Origin of the sequence: Acidiphilium sp. 20-67-58 (genome assembly GCF_002255515.1) — a bacterium.
Lineage (GTDB): Bacteria > Pseudomonadota > Alphaproteobacteria > Acetobacterales > Acetobacteraceae > Acidiphilium.
This window is the reverse complement of record NZ_NCAS01000024.1, coordinates 1-20,968: the sequence shown is the minus strand read 5'-3', so window position 1 is coordinate 20,968 and position 20,968 is coordinate 1. Positions and strand designations below refer to the sequence as shown.

General features: G+C 65.7%; 22 protein-coding genes and 1 tRNA gene. 13 read left to right on the top strand and 10 right to left on the bottom strand.

Annotated elements, in window-relative coordinates; translation table 11 throughout:
* The first annotated feature begins 9 nt into the window (after positions 1–9).
* Genes recR through B7Z76_RS10760 form a run of 3 tightly spaced genes read left to right on the top strand, consistent with a single transcriptional unit; the run spans position 10 to position 2,403 of the window.
* Complete coding sequence (gene recR / locus B7Z76_RS10770) at positions 10–600, top strand: recombination mediator RecR (RefSeq protein WP_291343863.1); 591 nt, start codon at positions 10–12, stop codon at positions 598–600.
* The gene (locus tag B7Z76_RS10765) at positions 597–1,703 is read left to right on the top strand and encodes an OpgC domain-containing protein (RefSeq protein WP_174503227.1); all 1,107 of its coding nucleotides are present in this window, start codon (positions 597–599) and stop codon (positions 1,701–1,703) included. Before recR ends, B7Z76_RS10765 begins: the two co-directional genes overlap by 4 nt.
* Positions 1,696–2,403 carry an SGNH/GDSL hydrolase family protein gene (locus B7Z76_RS10760; RefSeq protein WP_291343860.1) on the top strand — a complete coding sequence of 236 codons (708 nt, stop codon included), beginning with the start codon at positions 1,696–1,698 and terminating at the stop codon, positions 2,401–2,403. The genes B7Z76_RS10765 and B7Z76_RS10760 overlap by 8 nt, the downstream gene beginning before the upstream one ends.
* A 160-nt stretch (positions 2,404–2,563) precedes the next feature.
* Here the strand turns inward: B7Z76_RS10760 and secF are convergent, their stop codons facing one another.
* A complete protein-coding gene (gene secF, locus B7Z76_RS10755) occupies positions 2,564–3,544 on the bottom strand; it encodes a protein translocase subunit SecF (RefSeq protein WP_174504822.1) in 981 nt (326 codons plus the stop codon).
* Positions 3,545–3,554: 10 nt separating this feature from the next.
* The gene (gene secD, locus B7Z76_RS10750; protein ID WP_291343857.1) at positions 3,555–5,135 is read right to left on the bottom strand and encodes a protein translocase subunit SecD; all 1,581 of its coding nucleotides are present in this window, start codon (positions 5,133–5,135) and stop codon (positions 3,555–3,557) included.
* A gap of 91 nt (positions 5,136–5,226) precedes the next feature.
* Here secD and B7Z76_RS10745 point away from each other — a divergent pair, with 91 nt between their 5' ends.
* From B7Z76_RS10745 to B7Z76_RS10725, 5 genes are all read left to right on the top strand, one after another.
* Positions 5,227–6,207 carry a Gfo/Idh/MocA family protein gene (locus B7Z76_RS10745; protein WP_291343855.1) on the top strand — a complete coding sequence of 327 codons (981 nt, stop codon included), beginning with the start codon at positions 5,227–5,229 and terminating at the stop codon, positions 6,205–6,207.
* 217 nt (positions 6,208–6,424) lie between these two features.
* Positions 6,425–7,084, top strand: coding sequence for a septum site-determining protein MinC (gene minC, locus B7Z76_RS10740; protein ID WP_236656306.1), 660 nt, complete (start codon positions 6,425–6,427; stop codon positions 7,082–7,084).
* 10 nt (positions 7,085–7,094) lie between these two features.
* Positions 7,095–7,910, top strand: a complete 816-nt coding sequence (gene minD, locus B7Z76_RS10735) for a septum site-determining protein MinD (RefSeq protein WP_174503224.1) — start codon at positions 7,095–7,097, stop codon at positions 7,908–7,910.
* Positions 7,907–8,170, top strand: a complete 264-nt coding sequence (gene minE / locus B7Z76_RS10730; RefSeq protein WP_174503223.1) for a cell division topological specificity factor MinE — start codon at positions 7,907–7,909, stop codon at positions 8,168–8,170. The genes minD and minE overlap by 4 nt, the downstream gene beginning before the upstream one ends.
* A 93-nt stretch (positions 8,171–8,263) precedes the next feature.
* A tRNA-Phe gene (locus tag B7Z76_RS10725) sits at positions 8,264–8,339 on the top strand.
* 305 nt (positions 8,340–8,644) lie between these two features.
* Here the strand turns inward: B7Z76_RS10725 and B7Z76_RS10720 are convergent.
* The gene (locus B7Z76_RS10720) at positions 8,645–9,202 is read right to left on the bottom strand and encodes a TetR/AcrR family transcriptional regulator (protein ID WP_324482542.1); all 558 of its coding nucleotides are present in this window, start codon (positions 9,200–9,202) and stop codon (positions 8,645–8,647) included.
* Between the two features lie 76 nt (positions 9,203–9,278).
* On the opposite strand from B7Z76_RS10720, the gene B7Z76_RS10715 reads away from it, so the two are divergent.
* From B7Z76_RS10715 to B7Z76_RS10700, 4 genes are all read left to right on the top strand, one after another.
* Entirely contained in the window at positions 9,279–9,440 is a 162-nt protein-coding gene (locus tag B7Z76_RS10715; RefSeq protein ID WP_291343849.1) for a hypothetical protein, read from the top strand.
* A 72-nt stretch (positions 9,441–9,512) separates the two neighbouring features.
* Positions 9,513–9,977, top strand: coding sequence for a PaaI family thioesterase (locus B7Z76_RS10710; protein ID WP_174503221.1), 465 nt, complete (start codon positions 9,513–9,515; stop codon positions 9,975–9,977).
* Between the two features lie 46 nt (positions 9,978–10,023).
* Positions 10,024–11,166: an HlyD family secretion protein gene (locus B7Z76_RS10705; protein WP_291343847.1), complete on the top strand. Its 1,143-nt coding sequence runs from the start codon at positions 10,024–10,026 to the stop codon at positions 11,164–11,166.
* An 11-nt stretch (positions 11,167–11,177) separates the two neighbouring features.
* Complete coding sequence (locus tag B7Z76_RS10700; RefSeq protein WP_236656304.1) at positions 11,178–12,722, top strand: DHA2 family efflux MFS transporter permease subunit; 1,545 nt, start codon at positions 11,178–11,180, stop codon at positions 12,720–12,722.
* A gap of 236 nt (positions 12,723–12,958) precedes the next feature.
* On the opposite strand, the gene B7Z76_RS10695 is transcribed toward B7Z76_RS10700, so the two are convergent.
* The 6 genes from B7Z76_RS10695 to B7Z76_RS10670 all read right to left on the bottom strand — a co-directional run bounded on the left by B7Z76_RS10695 (position 12,959) and on the right by B7Z76_RS10670 (position 19,778).
* Positions 12,959–13,855 (bottom strand): transporter, encoded by an 897-nt coding sequence (locus B7Z76_RS10695; protein WP_174503219.1) that lies wholly within the window; start codon positions 13,853–13,855, stop codon positions 12,959–12,961.
* Between the two features lie 43 nt (positions 13,856–13,898).
* Positions 13,899–15,212: an MFS transporter gene (locus B7Z76_RS10690; RefSeq protein ID WP_291343844.1), complete on the bottom strand. Its 1,314-nt coding sequence runs from the start codon at positions 15,210–15,212 to the stop codon at positions 13,899–13,901.
* Between the two features lie 94 nt (positions 15,213–15,306).
* Positions 15,307–16,152 (bottom strand): fumarylacetoacetate hydrolase family protein, encoded by an 846-nt coding sequence (locus B7Z76_RS10685; RefSeq protein WP_291343842.1) that lies wholly within the window; start codon positions 16,150–16,152, stop codon positions 15,307–15,309.
* Positions 16,133–17,767, bottom strand: coding sequence for a bifunctional 3-(3-hydroxy-phenyl)propionate/3-hydroxycinnamic acid hydroxylase (locus B7Z76_RS10680; protein WP_291343840.1), 1,635 nt, complete (start codon positions 17,765–17,767; stop codon positions 16,133–16,135). The genes B7Z76_RS10685 and B7Z76_RS10680 overlap by 20 nt, the downstream gene beginning before the upstream one ends.
* 102 nt (positions 17,768–17,869) lie before the next feature.
* Positions 17,870–18,793: a VOC family protein gene (locus tag B7Z76_RS10675; RefSeq protein ID WP_291343838.1), complete on the bottom strand. Its 924-nt coding sequence runs from the start codon at positions 18,791–18,793 to the stop codon at positions 17,870–17,872.
* A complete protein-coding gene (locus tag B7Z76_RS10670) occupies positions 18,783–19,778 on the bottom strand; it encodes an amidohydrolase family protein (protein ID WP_291343837.1) in 996 nt (331 codons plus the stop codon). Before B7Z76_RS10670 ends, B7Z76_RS10675 begins: the two co-directional genes overlap by 11 nt.
* A gap of 149 nt (positions 19,779–19,927) precedes the next feature.
* Between B7Z76_RS10670 and B7Z76_RS10665 the strand changes: the two genes are divergently transcribed.
* Positions 19,928–20,635 carry a GntR family transcriptional regulator gene (locus tag B7Z76_RS10665; protein WP_291343835.1) on the top strand — a complete coding sequence of 236 codons (708 nt, stop codon included), beginning with the start codon at positions 19,928–19,930 and terminating at the stop codon, positions 20,633–20,635.
* Between the two features lie 66 nt (positions 20,636–20,701).
* Here the strand turns inward: B7Z76_RS10665 and B7Z76_RS10660 are convergent.
* Positions 20,702–20,968, bottom strand: a 267-nt coding sequence (locus B7Z76_RS10660; RefSeq protein ID WP_291343833.1) for a hypothetical protein, incomplete at its 5' end; no start/stop codon positions are given.

Below are 20,968 nucleotides of genomic sequence, written 5' to 3'. Positions count from 1 at the left end.
CTTCCCGCGATGATGGGCCCGGAGATCGAACGGCTGGTCGGGCTGATGGCGCGGTTGCCTGGGCTTGGCCCACGTTCGGCGCGGCGCATCGTGCTGAAGCTGATGTCCGAGCGCGAGCAGCGCCTGCTGCCGCTGATCGCCGCCCTCGATGCCGCCTGCCAGCGCGTCGCGATCTGCCCCACCTGCGGCGGGCTCGACTCGCAACAGCCCTGCGTGATCTGTGCCGACATCGCCCGCGAGCCGCTGATCTGCGTGGTCGAATCGGTGGCGGACCAATGGGCGCTGGAGCGCGCCGCCGTCTATCGCGGCCGCTATCACGTCCTCGGCGGATTGCTCTCGGCCATCGCCGGCCGCGGCCCCGAGGAACTGGGGATCGACCGGCTGCTCGCCCGGCTCGACGGGTCGGTGCGCGAGGTGATCCTCGCCCTGCCGGCCACCGTCGATGGCCAGGCGACCGCGCATTACCTTACCGAACGCCTCGCGACCTGCGGCGCCATCGTCACCCGCCTCGCCCAGGGCGTGCCCGTCGGCGGCAGCATCGAAATCCTCGACGAGGGCACGCTCGCCCTCGCTTTGTCAGCCCGTCGCGCCGCCGGATGATGCAGCTGATCCGCAACGGCCGCGACCTCAGGGTCGATTTCTTCCGCGGCATCGCCCTGTTCTGCATCTTTCTCGATCACATCCCGCACGACACGCTGGCCCGCTTCACCGTGCGCAACCTCGCACTGAACGACGCGACGGAAATCTTCATCCTGCTCGCCGGCTTCGCCGCCGCCCTCGTCTACGGTCGCAAGCTGGACCGCGCCGGGCCGCTCTCCGCCTCGGCGGACATGCTCAAGCGCGCCTGGACGCTCTATATCGCGCATATCTTCCTCTTCGTGCTGTTCGCCGCCCAGGTGGCCTTCGCCGCAACCTGGCTTGGCCGGCCGCAATACCTCTCCGGCGTTGGCATCGACCATCTGGCGACACGGCCGCTTGCCGCGATCGTCGAGGCGGTACCGCTGCTCTACCAGCCGGCCTATCTCAACGTGCTGCCGCTCTATGTCGCGATCATGGGCGGGCTGGCGCCGCTGCTCTTCATGCTCCGCTTCCCGCGCACGCTGCTCGCGCTCAGCGTGGCACTCTATGTTGGCGCGCGGATCTATGGCTGGAACCTGCCGACGCATGGCGGCCATGGCTGGTTCTTCAACCCGTTCACCTGGCAACTGCTCTTCGTGCTCGGCATGCTGTTCTCCCGCCACGGCAGGCCGGCGCTGCCCGGTGTCCCGACCGACATCGCCGCGGTGCTGCTGCTGCTGCTCGGCTTCGGGATACTGCTCACCACCTGGCTCGAACCCTCGCTCGCCCGCCACATTCCCGCGGCGCTGCGGCCCTTGGTCCGCAACATCGACAAGACCGGGCTTCATCCCTACCGGCTGATCTCGATCCTGTCGCTGGCCTGGCTCGCCGCCCGCCACCTGCGCGCCGATGCGCGGCTGCTGGATGCCCGGCTGTCGCGCGTGTTCATCCTGATCGGCCAGTATGGCCTGCCGACCTACTGCGCCAGCATCCTGCTGTCCTATGCCGGGCGGATCGTGATGGATACCGATCACGGCTGGGCGATGCAGATCATCGTCAACCTCGCCGGCCTTGCCGCCCTTTTCGGCGTCGCCGCGCTTTCTGCCTGGTACAGGGTCAAGGATGCCAAACCGTCCGTTGCGTAGTCTCATCCTCATTCTCGCGCTCGCCTGGGCCGGCGTTGCTGCTGCCGCCCCCGCCTGCCCGGCCGTGCCGGCGCAATATCTGCGCCTGCCGCATCTGCGCGCGGCGATCCATCGCGGCCAGCCGGTGGTGATCGCGGCGATCGGGTCGTCGTCCACCTGGGGGGCGATGGCGCACGATATCGGCGACTCCTATCCCGCGATGCTCCAGGATGAGCTGGGCGACCGCCTGCCGGATGCGGAGATCAGCGTGATCAACCGTGGCATCAGCGGCGAGGACGCGCTGCGCGAGGACCGCCGGATGGAGCGCGACGTGCTCGCCTTGCGGCCCGCGCTCGTGATCTGGCAGGTCGGCGCCAACGCGGCGATGCGCGGCGAGTCGCCGGACCGTTTCGCCGCGCTGGTCGAGCAGGGATTGCGCCGGCTGCGCGCCGCCGATCTCGACGTGGTGCTGATGGACAACCAGCGCTCGCGCCGTCTGCTGGGCGCGCCTGACAATGCGCGGATCAACGCGGCCCTTGCCCATCTCGCCCGGCGTTACCGGGTCGGGCTGTTCTCGCGTGATGCGCTGATGCGCGCCTGGACCCGCGCCGGTGCTGCCCCCGCCAGCTTCCTCGCCGCGGATGGCATGCACATGAACGACCGCGGCTATGCCTGCACCGCCGCGGCACTGGCCGATTCGATCGTCGCTGCTGTGCGATAGAGCACTACATCCGATCCCAAAGGATCGGATGATGCTCCAGGTGTCGATCAAGCGCTTGCGGTCATGATCCGGGTCGGCCATGGCGGGCCCGCCTCATCGGGCCGACCCTCGATCCGTGCATGGCGGTCTCTGGTTTGAACCCCTCCGGAAGGGGTGTGCGTCAGCGCGAGGCCCGCGCGGTGTCCTTGGTCACGGTCGGGTCGTCGGCCAGTTTCGGATTGCCCCGGCGCAGCCGGTGCTCGCCGAGCAGCAGCAGGATCGGCGCCGCGATATAGATCGACGACGAGGTGCCGACGACGATGCCGAACAGCATCACCCAGGCGAAGCCGGAGAGCGAGGCGCCGCCGAACAGGGCGAGCGGCAGGGCGGCGAGGAACACCGTGCTGGAGGTGCCGAGCGTGCGGTTGAGGGTTTCGTTGATCGACAGGTCGATCAGCTCGCGCAGCGGCATCGTCTTGTATTTGCGCAGGTTTTCCCGCATCCGGTCATAGACCACGACCTTGTCGTTGGTCGAATAGCCGATCACGGTCAGGATCGCGGCGATGGTCACGAGGTCGAAGGGCAGGCGGGTGATGACCATGAAGCCGATCGTCTTGGTCACGTCGAGGATCAGCGTCGCCACCGCGCCGACGGCGAACTGCCACTCGAAGCGGAACCAGATATAGACGAGGATCATCAGGAAGCTGATCCCGAGCGCGATCAGCCCCTGCTGGAACAGCGTCGCCGAGACCGAGGCGCCGATCGCCTGGGTCGAGAGGATCTTCGCACCGGGCAGGTTCTGCTTCACCACCCCTTCGGCGGCGGCGAGGGATTTCTGCGTATCCTTCGCGTTGTCCTGCGATTCGAGGCTGATCAGCACGCCCTTGTTGCCGCCGAAGCTCTGCAGCGAGGCGCCGGGGAGATGGGCGGCCGCGAGTTCCGCGCGCAGCTTCGTGAAGTCCGGCGTCTGCGGGGTCGCCACCTGGATGACGACGCCGCCGCGGAAATCGAGGCCGAGATTGAGGCCGGGATGGAAGAACAGGATCAGTGACGCGGTCGAGAGGATGGCCGAGACCGCGAGGCCGATGAACCGTCCCTTCATGAACTGGATGCGCGTGCCGTCCGGCACCAGGCGGAAGGCGGGGCGGGTGAGGAACTTCATGGCGCGGGCCTCAGAGAACCGGCAGCGCGGCGGGACGGCGCGCGACATACCAGCGCGCCGTGATCAGCCGGACCAGCACGGTCGACGTGAACAGGGTTGTGATGATGCCGACACAGATGGTCACCGCGAAGCCGCGCACCGGCGGCGATCCGAAGATGAACAGCATGATGTGGGCGAGCAGCGTGGTCACGTTACTGTCGATGATGGTGCTGTAGGCGCGCTTGTAGCCGGCCTCGAGGGCTGCGAGCGGCTTGCGGCCGAGCTTGACCTCCTCGCGCACGCGCTCGTTGATCAGCACGTTGGAGTCCACCGCCATGCCGAGCGTCAGCAGGATGCCCGCCATGCCCGGCAGCGTCAGCGTCGCCCCCATCAGCGACAGAACAGCGATCAGCAGCAGCAGGTTGACCACGAGGGCGAGGTTCGCGAACCAGCCGAACAGGCCGTAGAAACTCGCCATGAAGGTGATGACCAGCAGGAAGCCCACCGCCAGCGAGATGACGCCGGCGCGGATCGCGTCGGCCCCGAGTTCCGGCCCGACGCTCTGCTGCTCGACCACCTTGAGCGGGGCGGGCAGGGCGCCCGCGCGCAGCAGGAGCGCAAGGTCGGATGCGCTCTTGGCGGTGAAACTGCCCGAAATCTGCCCCCGCCCGCCGACGATCGGCGTGCGGATGACCGGCGCCTCGATGATCTTGTGATCGAGCTCGATCGCGAACAGCTTGCCGACATTGTGAGTGGTGATGTCGGCAAACTTGCGGGCGCCGACACTGTTGAAGGTGAAGTTGACCACCCATTGCCCGCTCTGCGGATCCTGTCCGGCCTGGGCGTTGGTCAGGTCCGCGCCGTCGACCGCGACGCGCGAGCGGATCGCGAGCTTCCGGCCGCTGCCATCGCTCATCGGCAGGATCTCGACGCCGGGGGGCGGCACCTTGGTCTCCGGGTTCACATCCTCGGCGACCATGTGGAAGGTCATGTGCGCGGTCTTGCCGAGCAGCGCCTTGATCTGGTTCGGGTCGGACACGCCGGGCAGCTGGATGACGATCTGGTCCGCCCCCTGCCGGGCGATCTGCGGGTCGACCACGCCGCTGCCGTCGATGCGGCGGCCGATGATGGTGATCGACTGGGCGATGGCCTGGGTCTGCTTGGCGATCAGCGCCGGGCGGGAGAGGGTTAGCGTCGTCGCACCCGCATCCGTCACCTTCACGTCGAGGTCGGGCACGCCGCCGGCGGCGGCCACCGGCGAGACGAGTTTCGCAAGCAGCTGGCGCACCTTTGCGGCATCCGCCGGCTTGACCAGGTTGAACTGCACCCGCTGCGCCGCGACATCGCCACCGAGGTCGGTATAGCCGATATCGGCCTGCAACAGGGTGTGGCGCACCTCGTCGGTGAGGTTGGCGAGCTGTTCCTTCACCACCGCGTTCATGTCGATCTGCATCAGCAGGTAGGAACCGCCGCGCAGGTCGAGCCCGAGATGGATCTGCGGCCAGGGAATGCCCGGAACCGGGCGCTTGACCAGGTTCGGCAGCGTGAGCAGCACGCCGATCGCGCAGAACAGCACGATCAGGGTGGTTTTCAGGCGCGTGAAGTAAAGCATGACAGGCGAAGGGCTCCCAACGGCGACGCAGGGGTGGTATGGCGGCCTCGGCTTGCCGGTGCAAGCCCGCTTCTGTCAGGAACGAAACGCGATGCAGAAACTTCGGGTTGGGGTGATCGGGGTCGGCCATTTCGGCCGCTACCATGCGTTGAAGACGGCGGCCGCCGCGCGGGCGGATCTCGTCGGCGTTTCCGACCCCGACATGACCCGCGCCGCCGCGGTGGCGGCGGAGGCCGGCTGCGCCGCGCTCCCGCTCGAGGCGCTGATCGCGGCGTCGGAGGCGCTGATCATCGCCTCGCCCGCCGATACCCATTTCGCCCTTGCCTCCCGCGCGCTGGAGGCCGGGCGCCACGTTCTCGTCGAAAAGCCGATCGCCGCGACGGTGGACGAGGCCGAAATCCTCGGCCGTCTCGCCCGCGCGCGCGGCCTTGTCCTGCAGGTCGGCCATCTCGAGCGGTTTTCCGCCGCCCACGGCGCCGTCGCGGCGCGGATGGGCAAGCCGCTCTATATCGAGGCGGTGCGGATCGCCCCCTTCAAGCCGCGCGGCACCGATGTGTCCGTGATTCTCGACCTGATGATCCACGATCTCGACCTGATCCTCGCCCTCGTGGCCCAGCCGGTCGAGAGCATCGATGCCGTCGGCGCCGCTGTCGCCAGCGCGCATGAGGACATCGCCAATGCCCGCGTGCGCTTCGCCAATGGCTGCGTCGCCACCGTGACCGCGAGCCGCATCTCGATGAAGACCGAGCGGCGGATGCGGATCTTTTCCGAGGCCGGGTATCTGGCGGTCGATTTCGCCGCGCGTCGGCTCAGCCTTGTCGGGCGGGGTCAGGAAGGCGGGCTGCGGATGCCTGGATTCGAGGCGTTCGGCATCGAGGAGGCGAGCTGGGAGGATCACGACGCCCTCGCCGCCGAGCACAAGGCCTTCCATGCCGCCTGTCTCGACGGGGCGCCGGTCCTCGTTGATGCCGAGGCGGGGCGGCTCGCTCTCGAAGCTGCGATCGGCGTCAGCCGTTCGATCACGGAAAGCCGGGCGCGGGCCGAGGCGTCGGGTTTGATCTCCCCGCGCTGAGGCCGGCCGAGTCGGTTCCGCCGGTCCCGGGCCTCAGCCTTCCGGATGAACCGGTATCCCCCGCCCGATCCTTGATCGTTGCGCTGGCGACTGGACTTTTAGAAATCCGTTGTTGACGCGCGAAGCCGCCTGCCGCTACGTCCTTCACGTGTCTGAAACAGCGCTTCCGCTTCCGGCGATTCGCATACGTGGCCGCACCTTCATGGCCATGGTGGTCATGCCGGAACCCCCTTTCCCCGCATGGCTCGATGCGCTCGACCGCCAGATCGGGCGGTCGGTCGGGTTTTTCGAGGGGCGTCCGGTCGTGGTCAACCTGTCTCTCCTCGCCGCTGGCGAGGATGACGTGCCGGCGGTTCTCGGGGCGCTCGAAGCGCGCGACCTGCGGATCATCGGCGTCGAGGGGATCGACATGGAACGGCTGCGGGAGACCCCGTGGTACGGCGTCAACCTCGCGCCGCCGGGCCGCGAGGGGCGTGGTGACCGCGAGATCGAGATTCCGGAGCACAGCGAACCGCCGCCGCCCGAGCCGCCGCCTGCCGCGCCGTCCCGCCCATCGCTGCTGATCGACCGCCCGGTGCGGTCCGGCCAGTCGATCGTGTTCGAGGACGGCGACATCACCGTGATCGGGCCGGTCGCCTCCGGTGCGGAGCTGATCGCCGGCGGTTCGATCCACGTATACGGCACGCTGCGCGGCCGCGCCGTCGCGGGTATCGCGAGCGGCCACAAGGCCCGTATTTTCTGCTCCCGCCTTGCCGCCGAGTTGCTGGCGATCGATGGTCTCTACCGCACGGCGGATCATTGGGGGACCGGGCTGCAAGGGCGGGCCGTTCAGGTCTGGCTGCATGACAAGGAGCTGCGCCTCGCAGCATTGGGATAGGAATCAACTCATGGCGAAGGTTCTCGTGGTCACATCGGGCAAGGGCGGCGTCGGCAAGACGACCTCCTCTGCCGCTCTTGGCGCGGCGCTCGCCCAGACGGGGCAGAATGTCGCCGTCGTCGATTTCGATGTCGGCCTGCGCAATCTCGACCTCATCATGGGCGCGGAGCGGCGGGTCGTCTTCGATCTGGTCAATGTCGTGCAGGGGGATGCCAAGCTGGCGCAGGCGCTGATCCGCGACAAGCGGGTCGATACGCTGTCGCTGCTTCCCGCCTCGCAGACCCGCGACAAGGACGCGCTCACACCCGAAGGCGTCGAGCGGGTGATCGACGAATTGCGCGAGAAGTTCGACTGGATCATCTGCGACAGCCCGGCCGGCATCGAGCGCGGCGCGACGCTCGCGATGCGCCATGCCGATGTCGCGATCGTCGTCACCAATCCGGAAGTCTCCTCGGTGCGCGACTCCGACCGGATCATCGGCCTGCTCGATTCGAAGACGGTGCGGGCCGAGGCCGGCGAGATCGTCGAAAAGCACCTGCTGCTGACCCGCTACGATGCGGGCCGCGCCGCCCGCGGCGAGATGCTGAAGGTGGACGATATCCTCGAAATCCTTGCCATCCCGCTCATCGGCATCATCCCCGACAGTGAAGACGTGCTGCGCGCCTCGAATGTCGGCTGCCCGGTCACGCTGCACGACCCGTCCTGCGCCCCTGCCAGGGCCTATAGCGAGTCGGCCCGCCGCCTGCTGGGCGAGAAGATCGAGATCGTCGCCCCCGCCGAGAAGAAGACCCTCATGAGCCGCCTGTTTGGCAGGAAGGTCGCATGAGCCTGTTCAATTTTTTCACCCGGTCGCGCAACACCGCGCCGGTCGCCCGCGAGCGGCTGCAATTGCTGCTCGCGCATGAGCGCGCCCTGTCCGGCAAGTCGGACCTCGCGGTGGTGCTGCAGGAGGAAATCCTCGCGGTGATCGCCAAGCACGTCTCCATCGACCGCGAAAAGGTCAATGTGAAGCTCGGCCGGGACGGGACGATGTCCACCCTCGAGATCGACATCGAGATACCGCAGACGGCGCTCGTAAAGAACTGATATTGCCGGGCAGCCATAAGCGGCAAATGACCGGACGATGACTTGATGTCGGCCTGAGCTTCGGCTACACCCTCGTTGCGCGAGCGACAGCGCGCCCAGGTAGCTCAGTTGGTAGAGCATGCGACTGAAAATCGCAGTGTCGGTGGTTCGATTCCGCCCCTGGGCACCATCCTCTCCCGAATTTTAAATCGACCCCAGAGCGCCGGCTAATCGGATCGAACACATCTCGATTGGGCATGTTCACGCCCGTGCCACCGCATGGCTCGTCCTCGCTCATATCCGCCTGCTCACACGGAAAATCGCCGCCAGAGCACTCTCCGATCCATCAGGATCGGAACGTGCTCTAACGATAGCCACTCTGGCATTCGGACCAGGGCTCTGTTGCCAAACCATGACCTCGGTTCACATCCCGGGGCAGAGAGGAAATCGCGGGCCCCGCCGGCCCGCCGGCGAGACACCCCGCAACATCACCACCTACTCGCCGCAGCTTGGCCGCCTCGTCAGCCATTCGCGAACCTCGTGGAGAATCTCGTCCGACAGTGTCCGGTCGTCGGTCAGCCGCGCCAGGGTCATGGCGCCCACCATCGCCGCCCAGGTTCCGATCGCAGCGCGGCGGCGGTCTTCCTCCGTCGCGCTGGCGACGAGATGGCTGATCGCGTCGATCTGGCGCTTCAGCCCCGCTGTCATTTCAGCCCGCGCGGCGCCGGGCTGGCGGATCGTCTCGGAAGCCAGGGCTACAACCGGGCAGCCACGCGCAAACTCGGCCCGATGAGCGGGCGAGAGATACCGCTTCACGAAGGTCGGCAAATCGTCGGGTAGCGCCCGCGTGCTGCAAAGGGCGACAGCCAAGGCTTCCCCGATTAGTTCGTCCTTGCTGCTGAAATAGCCGTAGAAGCCGCCATGCGTGAGGCCCGCGGCCTTCATCACGTCCGTGACGGTTACCGCCTCGAAGCCGCGCTCGCGAAACAGCCTGCCAGCAGCCTCCAGAATCGTCTTTCTGTTTTCCGCGACCTGTTCCTTGCTCACCCGCATATTTGACAAGATACATGATGCTCGTCATAAATCAATACATGATGGCTATCATGAATAATCCGAAGGAGCGGGTTCGATGGGTCTCGGACCGGCCATCCCGATTGCCGGCGCCTCGAACGGCATGACGATCGAAATGCTGCCTGCGGATCTGACTGAAGATGATGATCTGGCGCGGGCCGAGGCAGGGCGTCGCGCTGACGCGCGCCGGGCGATGATGCTCAAATTATCAACAAGATAGAGCCCGACATCCGATCCGGATGGATCGGAACGTGCTCCAGTTTTCTCGAATCGCGCAGGAAAGGAAACCGCAATGGACGTCATACGCAACAATCCCGATGGCCATGATGGGCTGGCCCAGCTTCAGGCCCTCCTCAAGGCCGGCAACAATCCACCCATCGGCAGGACGATGGATTTCAGGCTGATCGAAATCGAGAAAGGCCGGGCCGTTTTCGAGGGAGAGCCCGGCCCGGAAGTGCTGAACCCGATCGGGTCGGTCCATGGCGGCTACGCTGCGACACTCCTCGACAGCGCCTGCGGCTGCGCCGCCCATTCGATGCTCAGTCCAATCCAGGGTTACACGACCCTTGAACTCAAGGTGTCCTATCACCGCCCGCTGAGCCCAGATAGCGGGACCGTGCGCGCCGAAGGCAAGATCCTGTCGATCGGCCGCCGCACCGCCTTTGCCGAAGCCCGGCTGACCGATTCGGCTGGAAAGCTCTGTGCCTCCGCAACGTCAACGCTGCTCGTCTTCGACATGCCCACCGCGCCGGCCTGATGCATTCCGCGCGCTGCCGGCCGTCCCATCCCGAGGAAAGTACGAAATGAGCTATCCGACAGACGATCGGACCATCGACGTGCCGGATCATCCGCAGCCCCGACCGATCACCGGCAGGCGCCTCGCCGATGTGCCCCGGCGTTTCGGCAAGAGGATGCTGCTGTTGGCGGCTGGCATCGCGCTGCTTGCGGCCAGTGCCTGGTATGCGGCGAACTGTTGGGTGGCCGGGCGCTTCGTCGAAACCACGGATGACGCCTATGTCGGTGGCGACGTGACGCCGATCGCCCCGCACATATCCGGATACATCCAGTCGATCCTGGTGCACGACAACCAGTATGTCCGGGCCGGCCAGCCCCTGGTTCGCCTCGATCCGGCCGACTATCTGGCCGCACTCGACCACGCACGCGCCGCCGTCGCCGAACGCAAGGCCGCCGTCGCCGCGTTGCAGGCCAGATACGAACTCCAGCACACCGCGATCCGTCAGGCGGAGGCGAACCTTGCCGCGAGGCAGGCGGAAGCCACCTTCGCCGCGCAGGAAGCGACACGTTACCGGACCCTCGCCAACAACGACGCCGGTTCACGGCAGGATGCCCAGCGAGCCCTCGCCGGAGTGCACAAGGCGGCCGCTTCCGTCAATGCGGCAACGGCGGCGGTCGCCGTCTCGAAACAGCTTCTCTCGGTACTCCAGACGCGGATAACAGGCGCCAAAGCGGCAATAAGGGCTGCTGAGGCCGATTTCAGGATTGCGCGGCTGCGCCTCGGATACACGACGATCGTTTCACCGGTCGACGGATATGTCGGCGATCGGTCGGCGCAGGCAGGCGCCTATGTGCCGGCGGGAACGAACCTGCTTTCCGTCGTCCCGGCACGCGGGCTCTGGGTCGACGCCAACTTCAAGGAGAGTGACCTGCATCGGATGCGGCCTGGCGATCCGGCCACGATCGTCGCCGACGTGTCGCCCGGGCGAGTCCTGCATGGCCATGTGGCGAGCCTCGCCCCCGCGACCGGTGCCGTGTTCAGCGTCATTCCGCCGCAGAACGCGACCGGCAACTTCACCAAGATCGTCCAGCGCGTGCCCGTTCGCATCGTTCTCGACGGCGACACATCGACCCTCGGCCTGCTGCGTCCGGGCCTCTCGGCGTCGGTTTCGGTGAACACGAAACGCCTGCCCGCCAACCGGCATTCCTGAGGCGCGCGCCGGTGAACAATCTCAGCGCCATCGTTCCGTTCGCGATCATGTGCGTGGGCATGTTCATCGCGCTGCTCGATATCCAGATCGTGGCGTCGTCCCTGCAGGAAATCGGTGGCGGCCTGTCCGCCGCACAGGACCAGATCAGCTGGCTGCAGACCGCCTACCTCATCGCCGAAATCATCATGATTCCGCTTTCGGGATGGCTGACACGCCTCTTTTCCACACGGTGGCTGTTCGCCGGATCGGCGCTCGGGTTCACATGCGCCTCGATGCTCTGCGGCCTCGCCTGGAACATCGACAGCATGATCGTCTTCCGCGCCCTGCAGGGAATGCTCGGTGCGTCGATGATCCCCACCGTCTTCACCTCCTCGTTCCACTATTTTCCCGGCCCGAAGCGGGTCTACGCCGCCGCGGTGATCGGCACCATCGCCTCCGTCGCGCCAACCCTCGGCCCGGTCATCGGCGGGTGGATCACCGACACGCTGGACTGGCACTGGCTTTTCTACGTCAATCTCGTGCCCGGGTTGCTCGTCGCCTTCGTCGTGGCGCTGCGCGTCGACATCGATGAGGCCGACCTCTCGCTCCTCGGCGACGCCGACTATCCCGGCATCGCTCTGATGGCCGCAGCGCTCGGCACGCTCGAATACGTGCTCGAAGAAGGTGCGCGCTGGAACTGGTTCAGCGACGAGACGATCCGTCTCTGCGCCATCGTCTCTGCGATAACCGGCATCCTGTTCGTCGTCAGGAGTCTCACCTACGAGCATCCGGTTGTCGATCTGCGCGCCCTGCGCAACCGCAATTTCCTGATCGGCTGCATCCTCTCCTTCGTCACCGGCATCGGTATCTTCTCGACCATCTACCTCGAGCCGCTGTTTCTCGGCTACGTGCGCGGATTTTCCGCCTGGCAGACCGGCGTTGCCATCTTCTCGACCGGCGTGGCCTCGCTGATCGGGGTTCCCATCTATATCGCGCTCGCCCGGAAATTCGACGGGAGATGGCTGATGATGTTCGGGCTTGGCTGCTTCGGTCTCGCCATGTGGAGCTTCAGCCTGATTACCCACGACTGGGGCGGCGACCAGCTGCTGGTTCCGCAGATCCTGCGCGGCTTCCCGCAGGTTTTCGCTGTCGCGCCGAGCGTTACCCTCGGGCTCGGCAGCCTTCCTGCCGCGCGACTGAAATATGCAAGCGGTCTCTTCAACATGATGCGCAATCTCGGCGGAGCGGTTGGCATCGCGGTATGCGGCGCCGTCCTGAATGACCGGACCAACATGCATTTCCTCGCGATCGCGACCAACCTGACGCCCGCGAATGACGCGATGGACCGCCTCGTCGCGGCAACAAGCACACACCTTGCAACGCTGCTCGGCTCCGCTCCCGCGGGTCACGTCGCCGCGCTTGCGCAATTGCGGGCCCTTGCCTACCGCGAGGCGTCGACCATGGCCTATGCCGATGCCTTTCGGGCCGTGATGCTCGCCTTCGTCATCGCCGCCCCACTCGTGTTGCTGATGCGGAAGGTCGCGGCTCCGGCGGCCCCCGCAACCGGTTCACATTGACGCCCCGCTTCACCACGAAGACCCCTGTCATGACCGGACACCGCAATGCGCGTGCGTGTTGTCGGGGATGGCGCGACGGGCGGTTATTTCGGTGCAAGGCAGGTTCAGGCCGGGCGAGACATCACCTTCCTGGTCCGACCTGGCCGCACATCCGAACGACGATCGATCACATCGACAAACCGAGCAACTCGATCCGATCAGATGCTTCCATCTGATCGGATGATGCTGCGAGCGGGTTACCTCAACGGCACACTGAGTGTCAGCACGACCTTGCCGGCCTCGCCGACATTGCGGGCGTAGACGTCATGGGTGAAGAACATGTTCATCTTGTAGCCTTTGCCCTGATAGGCGACATCCGCCCCCAGCGCGAAGGATTCGGGCGACCCGCCATTGAGCGCCGCCGGGCCTGAATCCGCCGTGATCTGCTTGTAGAAATACGAGACCGGCCCGATCGACCAGTGACCGAAACTGCGCATCGCGGTGAAGTCCCAATCCATCGTCGTGCCATTTGTATAATGCGTGGTGCTGTTCTCGAAATTCTTGTCCAGCGTCACGTGCACCGTGAATTGGTAGGGGCCGGGGAGCCAGCTGACGGACATGTCCGGCTCGATCGTCCAATGATTTTGCCCGGTATTCACCTTGGCCGTGTTGCTGTACTGGCCGTTAGGCGGATAGAAGCCGAAATCGGCATCGAGGAACACATGATGGCCGAGATCCCAGCTCAATGAAAGCGGCGTGAACTCGGTATCAACGAGGCCGGTGCGGCTGAAGGTCTTGCTACCGGCCGCCCTGGGCGTGGTGAGGCTGACATTCAGCCAGCCGAGAGAGCGGATGAACATGCCATAGCGGGCGCCGAGGATCCGGATGTCGGGAATGTAGGCGATCGAGCCGGTGGCGCCCCAGATATTGGCATGGGCGCCGGTGAAATGGCCGTCCCCGCTCACCGGGCGGGACTGGGTGTAGCTCGGCTTGAAGGTGAGATACACGCCAGGCGGCGGCAGCAGGCCCGTCGGCTGGCCGAGCGTATTGCCAACCGGATATTCCGGATTGCTGCCGACCATCGCCGCCTTGGCGGGCAACGACATCGCGGCCAGGCCAATGCCGGCCAGCATGAAACGAAATCCTGTCTTCATTGGAAACCTCCCTTGTTACTTTGGATTTGAGATGCTCGTCGGATCAGGGCTTGGCGCGGGCGAATGAGGCAGGCTCAAACCCGGCGCCGGTATCGCGGGCCTGCCGATAGGCGGCGAAGCGCGCGGCGCTTGCTTCAGGAAACAGCAGCAGGAAGCTGGCCAGCCCGCCGGCGAGCAGGATCACCCCGCCCAGCCCGAAGGCGATGGCAAAGCCCAGCGGCGCATTGCCCGGGTAGGCGCCGATGATCCAGCCGTTGATGAAGGTGGAAAAGAACGCGGAGATCGAGGTGGCGGAGATGATCACCACCACCAGCCGGGCGCGCTGGCGGGACGGCGCGATCGCGGCGAGGATCACCGGCCCGAAGATCGTTGTCAGGCTCGGCACCGAAAAGGCGATGGCCAGGAAGCAGGTCTGCACCACGCCGGCAGGGCTTCGCACCGCGGCGAGCAAGGCGGCGCCACTCACCAGCATCGCGAGGCCAGAACTCCAGCCCAGGCAGATGCGGGCACTCCAGCCGCGCTGGCGCATCGTCTGCGTCAGCCAGGAGCCGAGGATGAGCGCCGGAGACTGGATCACGTAGATGGCGGAGATGATCCAGCCGGCCTTCAGCGGCGCATAGCCCAGCCCCAGCCGCAGAAAGGGCGGCAGGCAGACCGCGGCCATGCCGATGACCCAATAGCCGAAAAAGGCGATGAGCATGACGCCGATGACCGTGCGGTCCAGCCAGAGCAGGCGGAACGGCAACGGGGTTTCATGTGCCACGGGTGCGGCGTGCTGGCCGGCAAGCGGTCCTTCGCGCCCGATCAGCGCGAACAGCACCATCCAGACCAGGCTCAGAACCCCGCACACCAGGAAGCAGGAGCGCCAGCCGGCATGCACCACAAACCAGCTGAGCAGCGGCCCGCCGATGAGAAAGCCGGCGCTGATGCCTTGCAGAATGAAGGCGGAGGGAAGGTTGCGGCGATGGTCGGGAAACCATTCGTAGGCGGCGGTCATCGCCGTGGCCAGTGCCGCGCCCTCGCCGATGCCCAGCAGCAACCGGCAGGCGATGATGATTGGCAAGGAATGGGTGAAGGCGACGGGCAACTGGCTCGCCGTCCAGATGCCAGCGAGGGTCAGCAGGATATGTTTGGACCGGTAGCGCCCGACGAAGAGCGTGCCGATCACCGTGCCGCCGACCGCGAAAAACAGAAAGAACGCCGCGCCGATCAAGCCGAACTGCTTGGGTGTGAGGCTGAATTCATGCATCATCGGCACGCCCGAGACGCCGAAGGCCAGCTTGTCGAAGAAGTTCAGCGTCTGAAACACGAACAGCAGCGCCACGATCATATAGGCGCGCGTCGGAATTGCAGGCATTTGCCCGGCTTCGCCTGGACCATTCATTTTTAGTCTCCCCATTATTTTTGGACGTGCCGCGCGCGGGCGGTTTGCCGGCGCGGCTGTTAGAGCATCACGCCTCCTGCGCGACCGGATTACGGAGAATGCCCAGCCGATCGATCTCGACCTCGACGACATCGCCGGGCTTCATCCAGAGCGGCGGGTTGCGCTTGGCGCCGACGCCGCCCGGCGTGCCGCTGACGATCACATCGCCGGCCTCAAGCCGGGTGAATTGCGAGCAATATTCGATCTGGGTGCCGATATCGAAGATCATCTGCTTGAACAGTGCCTCCTGCACCACCTCGCCGTTGAGGCGCGTCTGCAGGCGCAGCTCCGCCAGCGGTCCCAGCTCATCGGGTGTCATCATCCACGGGCCGAAGGCGCCGGTATCGGGAAAATTCTTGCCCGGCGTGAACTGCATCGTGTGGCGCTGGAAATCGCGCACACTGGCATCGTTGTAGCAGGCGTAGCCGGCGATATGCGCCATCGCCGCGGCGCGGGGAATATAACGGCCGGGCGTGCCGATGATGACGGCCAGTTCGCCCTCGTAATCGAGATCGTTGGAGAGTTTGGGCCGCAGGATCGGCGCCATGTGGCCAATCTGGCTGTTGGCGAAGCGGGCGAAGATGGTGGGGTGCGCAACCTCCGGCCGCCCGGTCTCCTGGCGGTGCATCTCATAGTTCAGACCGACGCAAAGAATTTTGTCCGGGTTGGGGATCACCGGCAGGAAGCTCAGCGCCTGCAGCGGCGTGGCTCGCGCCTGTGCGCGGGCCTCCGCCACCCCGGCCATCCCGGCGGCGATGGCGGATTTGAGGTCGGGATAATGCGCCTGCAGGACGCTCCCGACATCGAAGAACATCTCTCCCTCGATCACGCCCCAATGCGGGGCATCGGCGATTTTAACCGTGGCAAGCTTCATGTTTGACTTCCTGATGGATGGGTTCGGCGCAGGCGAGCTGCGCCCGGCAGGAGGCGAGCAGCGCCGGCAGCGCCCTGGCGTTCGCCGCCGTGCCAAAGACGTAATGATCGGGACGCACCAGCACGGCCTGGGCCTGATGACGGTCGAACCAGGCGGCCACGACGCCGTCCTGTTCCTCAAGCGCGCCCGGCAGCGCCGCCCCCGCCGGGGCGATGGCGTACAGGCCGATATCGTCCGCTGGCGTCAGCAAGGCGGCAAGATCCGGTGCCCGCAGGACGCGACCATCCAGAATCAGCCGCCAGCCGGTGCCGGTCAGCGTGTCGAGCAGCGCGGTGCCGCCCTCCCGGCGGATCAACGGCTGCGCAAACAACAGCCCGCGCCCGGGGTTGCCCGGCGCCGCGAGCAGGCCGGTTTCCAGCGGCGGCACAATGTCCTGGCGCGTCACATGCGGCGGGGTGCCGCCGCCCTGGGCCAGCAAATCGGCATCGCGCGCCGCCGCCAGCGCCGGGTCCCGCTCGCAGATCATCTGGCCGATCGCCTTGATCTTGCCGGTCAATGTCTCGACATGCCGGCGCCGCTCCGCCTCGTAGCTGTCGAGCAGCGCCAGCGGCGATCGCCCGCGCAGCACGCGCTCCAGCTTCCAGACCAGATTGGTGACATCGCGCAGCCCCTGGCACATGCCCTGGCCGATGAAAGGCGGTTGCTGGTGCGCGGCATCGCCGGCGATGAGAACGCGCCCGCGCCGCCAGCTTTGCGCCACCAGAGCATGGAACCGGTAGGCGGCGGCGCGCCACAGCTCGCCTTCGCTGGGCGCCATGAAACCGGCCAGCAGGCGCCAGACCTGCTCCGGCGCCGCCATCTCCCGCGGGTTTTCGCCAGGCAGCAGCATGATCTCCCAGCGCCGGTGATTGCCCGGCCCGATGATGTAGGTGGTCGGCCGCGCCGGGTCGCAGAATTGCGCCGAGCATTGCGGCAGCCTGGCCAGCGCCGCGTCGCCGCAGCGTATATCCACTACCAGCCAGGGTTCATCGAAAATCAGGTCGCGCAGCGCCATATCGGCCAGCTGTCGCACGGTGCTGGAGGCGCCATCGCAGCCGAGCAGGAATTTGCCGCGGATCTGGCGCTGCGTGCCATCTTCGGCGCGCAGCGTGGCGCGGATCTCTTGGCCGCTCTCTTGGCCGCCCTCTTGGCCGCGTTCCTCGAAGCCGATCAGTTCCGCGCCGGTGACGATGCTGACAGTGGCGAAACGCGCCGCATGCACGCGCAGCGCCGCCTCCACCGGCGGCTGGCTGAAGACCATGCTGGGCGTGTAGCCCAGCGGATAAGGCGGCTGCACCATGTCGATGGTGCGGATCAACTGGCCTTGCGCGCCGAAATGCTGCGAGGCGGTGAAGGGCGCGACATGAGGCCGCACCGCGTCCGCCACACCCATATTGTCGAAATGCCTGAAAATCTCATGATCGAGCGCGATCGCGCGGGGCTTGTCATAGACCTCGGTCTGTCGTTCGACCACAAGCACGCGCAAGCCATACGCCCCCAGCAGCCCGGCCGCCGTCGCCCCGGAAGGACCGAAGCCGGCAATCACGACATCGAAGAGCTCATCTGCGTATGTCACGACTTCACCCTTGTCTCGTTAGAGCACGTTCCGATCCATCAGGATCGGATGTCGTGCTCTATCTTGTTGATAATAAGAGCATTTTTATTCGATGAGATGATTCTATCTCATCGGATGATGCTCTAGATCAGACGCACAGGCGAAGCCGATGGCGAGCTGCGCGGCCTTACAGGCGGGGGTCTTCGGCGGTGCGACGCCCCAATGATCGGTACGGCCGGGCGGCCAGACCCAGTCTTGCGGGCCCCGGACGCGGTAGCTCTCATCCACCTGCAGCACCTCGGCGGTGTATTCGACCACGACATCGTCCGGCCCGACGAAATAGGCGAACACATTATCGCCCGGCCCGTGCCGTCCCGGCCCCCAGCCGATGCCACAGCCATGATCCACCACATGCCCGGCACCGCGCATCACCGATTCAAGATCCGGCAGCAGGAATGCGACATGGTTGAGCCCGTTCACCTGCGCCTGCGCGAGCACAATGGCGTGGTGGTCGCTGTTGCAGCTCAGGAAGGCCATGGCCTGGGAGCGGTCGGTCAGGCGGAAGCCCAGAACCTCCTGCCAGAAGCGGGACAGATCCTCGATTGCGGCGCTGTTGATGTTCACATGCGCCAGCCGCAGCGGCCGGTTGGGCCGTATGCTGCCCTCGCGGCGCGCATCGCCATGCACAAATTCCAGCGTGCAGCCTTGCGGTTCGCGGACGATGAAATGGGTGCCGCCGGCTGGCCCATGGTCCGGTCCGGGCGGTTGCAGGATGGTGCAGCCCGCTTGCACACAGGCTTCGTAGAGCCGGGGCAGATCCGCCGCGGCGCGCACCCGGAAGCTGACGGCGTCCAAGGCGGCGCGCGCGCCGGCGCGCAATTCCAGCACATAGGCATCGTCGCCGCTGGCGGCCAGATAGGCGCGGCCGGGCGCTTGCGCCACCAGCTCCAGCTGCCAGGTCTCGGTATAGAAGGCGCAGGCCGCCTCCAGGCCCGGTGTGGAAAGCGCCACGCTGCGGAGCGCGGCAACGGGGTAATCAGGCGGCATCTTGCACCTCACCCATGGCCAGGAAGGCGAGCGCGTTGCGCTGGATCAGACGCTGGCGCAACGCCGCGTCGGGACATGCGGCGTTGACCTGATCGCACGGCGCCGCCTCGCTGAAATTGAATGGATAATCGGTACCGAGCATGACCCGCTCGGCCCCGAACAGCGTGACCAGCCGGGAAAGCCAGTCCGGCTCGAACACCAGGGAGTCCACGTAGAGCCGGCGCGCGGTGATGGTCGGGCACTCATCCAGCGCCTCGCGCAGGGCCGGAAACACCTCATAGCCGCGCCGCAACCGGGGCAGCAGCGCGGCGAAGCTGCCGCCGCCATGGCTGAAGCCCAGCCGCAGACCGGGACAATCCCGGACCAGGCCGCCGGTGATCGCGGAGGCGAGGGCCAGCCCGACATCCGTGGGATACCCGAGCACCTGCTGCAGGGGCGCGGGGCCGACCAGCCGTGCCATGCCCGCCGGGCGCACGGCATGCACGAACACCGCCGCCCCCAGCCGCGCGGCCTCGGTGAAGAACGGCCGCAGCCGTGGATCGCCGATCGGCATTTCGTTGATATTGCTGCCGATCTCGACACCGCGAAACCCGGGAATGGCCATGACCCGGCGCAGTTCCTCGACCGCCAGATCGAGATCCTGCAAAGGCACCCCCGCCAGACCGACGAAGCGTCCCTGCCCTTCGCCGAGCAATGCCGCGATCATATCGTTGACATGGCGGATCAGCGCTGCCCCCGCCAAGGCCGGGAGCCAATAGCTGAACAGCTCCGGCATCGGCGAGAGCGCCTGCACGGCAATGCCCATGCGGTCCATGTCCTCAAGCCGTCGACGTGCCTCCCAGCACGCGGCGGAGACGGTGCGATACGGCTTGGCGTCGATGATCAACGTGCCGTGGCCGCAGCCATCCTGGCGCAGGCTGGGCCAGCCGGCCTGCATCCCCGCCGGTGCGGCCGGAAAGCTGGAGGGCACGATATGGCAATGCACATCTACCCCCGCACAGCCACAGGCTTTGATTGACCAAGCTTTCGCCATTTCCCCCTCGTTCGCTACCCTCGATAAAATGCACAAAACTACCATCGAAGCAATAAATTTATAAATTTTTTTGTTTGAGAGTTTTTTGTATAAGCAACAACATGATCGACCCAGCCAAAGAGCCCCCCGACAACGCCACGACCCTGGCAACCAGCATCTATGAGCGGCTGAAGAATGATATTCTGGCCGCGCGGCTTGAGCCGGGACAGAAACTCTCCTTGCGTTTCCTGATGGACCAGTACGGAACCGGGCAAACCCCGCTGCGCGAGGCGCTGAACCGGCTGGTCATCGAGGAGCTGGTGATCGGCCGCGAACAGCGCGGCTTTTCGGTGACGCCGATCAGCCTGGAGGAGTTGAACGAGCTGACCCGCACGCGCTGCTGGGTGGAAGGGCTGGGGCTGCGCGAATCGATGCAGAACGCCACGCCGGCCTGGCAGGAGGCGCTGCTGGTGGCGCATCACCGCCTCGCCCGCACACCGCGCTCGCTGAATCCCGAGCAATTCGAGGATAACCCCGCCTGGGAGGTGCTGCACCGGGCGTTTCACGACCGGCTGATCGAAAACTGCGCCTCACGGCCCTTGATCGGCTTCTGCATGCAGCTGGCCGACCGGCTCTATCGCTACCGGATGATTTCCATTCGCAAGGTGTTCCGGGTGCGCAAGGTCAGCGCCGAGCATGACGCCATTTTGCAGGCGGTGCTGAGCCATGACCAGGAGCAGGCGGTTTCGTTGCTGCAGGCGCATTACATGCGCACCGCGACGGTGATCGAAGCGGATCTGCGTAACGCCGCCTTGTCACTCGCGGGATAGGCGGAGCCGGATGGGAAAGTGTGTAAGCGACCAAAGCGGTCTCCAAGGAAAAGTAAGATGCTGATTTTATGATCTGAATGGTTCAGGATAACTCAAAAAATGATCAATCGGGACCATTATATGCCCTATGGAGGCATGAATATTCAGTCGTGCAAAAATAAATAAATTTTCCATGCGAGTTCTTTTCTGATCTCGATCAAAAAATTTATTTTTTATGTATTGCCATGACTGCGAGGCGTCTGATTCAAGTCTGTTCGGACGGCTTCGAACATGGCGGAACTTTTCTGGCTGAACGACACGCAATGGGCTGCGATCGAACCATTGCTGCCGAAG

Coding starts and splice junctions, on each gene's coding strand:
- secD (WP_291343857.1), bottom strand. CDS start 5,135: ATGCTTTACTTCACGCGCCTGAAAACCACCCTGATCGTGCTGTTCTGC.
- B7Z76_RS10710 (WP_174503221.1), top strand. CDS start 9,513: ATGGACGTCATACGCAACAATCCCGATGGCCATGATGGGCTGGCCCAG.
- B7Z76_RS10765 (WP_174503227.1), top strand. CDS start 597: ATGATGCAGCTGATCCGCAACGGCCGCGACCTCAGGGTCGATTTCTTC.
- B7Z76_RS10690 (WP_291343844.1), bottom strand. CDS start 15,212: ATGCCTGCAATTCCGACGCGCGCCTATATGATCGTGGCGCTGCTGTTC.
- B7Z76_RS10745 (WP_291343855.1), top strand. CDS start 5,227: ATGCAGAAACTTCGGGTTGGGGTGATCGGGGTCGGCCATTTCGGCCGC.
- recR (WP_291343863.1), top strand. CDS start 10: ATGATGGGCCCGGAGATCGAACGGCTGGTCGGGCTGATGGCGCGGTTG.
- B7Z76_RS10665 (WP_291343835.1), top strand. CDS start 19,928: ATGATCGACCCAGCCAAAGAGCCCCCCGACAACGCCACGACCCTGGCA.
- B7Z76_RS10695 (WP_174503219.1), bottom strand. CDS start 13,855: ATGAAGACAGGATTTCGTTTCATGCTGGCCGGCATTGGCCTGGCCGCG.
- minE (WP_174503223.1), top strand. CDS start 7,907: ATGAGCCTGTTCAATTTTTTCACCCGGTCGCGCAACACCGCGCCGGTC.
- minC (WP_236656306.1), top strand. CDS start 6,425: ATGCCGGAACCCCCTTTCCCCGCATGGCTCGATGCGCTCGACCGCCAG.
- minD (WP_174503224.1), top strand. CDS start 7,095: ATGGCGAAGGTTCTCGTGGTCACATCGGGCAAGGGCGGCGTCGGCAAG.
- secF (WP_174504822.1), bottom strand. CDS start 3,544: ATGAAGTTCCTCACCCGCCCCGCCTTCCGCCTGGTGCCGGACGGCACG.
- B7Z76_RS10715 (WP_291343849.1), top strand. CDS start 9,279: ATGGGTCTCGGACCGGCCATCCCGATTGCCGGCGCCTCGAACGGCATG.
- B7Z76_RS10705 (WP_291343847.1), top strand. CDS start 10,024: ATGAGCTATCCGACAGACGATCGGACCATCGACGTGCCGGATCATCCG.
- B7Z76_RS10675 (WP_291343838.1), bottom strand. CDS start 18,793: ATGCCGCCTGATTACCCCGTTGCCGCGCTCCGCAGCGTGGCGCTTTCC.
- B7Z76_RS10685 (WP_291343842.1), bottom strand. CDS start 16,152: ATGAAGCTTGCCACGGTTAAAATCGCCGATGCCCCGCATTGGGGCGTG.
- B7Z76_RS10720 (WP_324482542.1), bottom strand. CDS start 9,202: ATGCGGGTGAGCAAGGAACAGGTCGCGGAAAACAGAAAGACGATTCTG.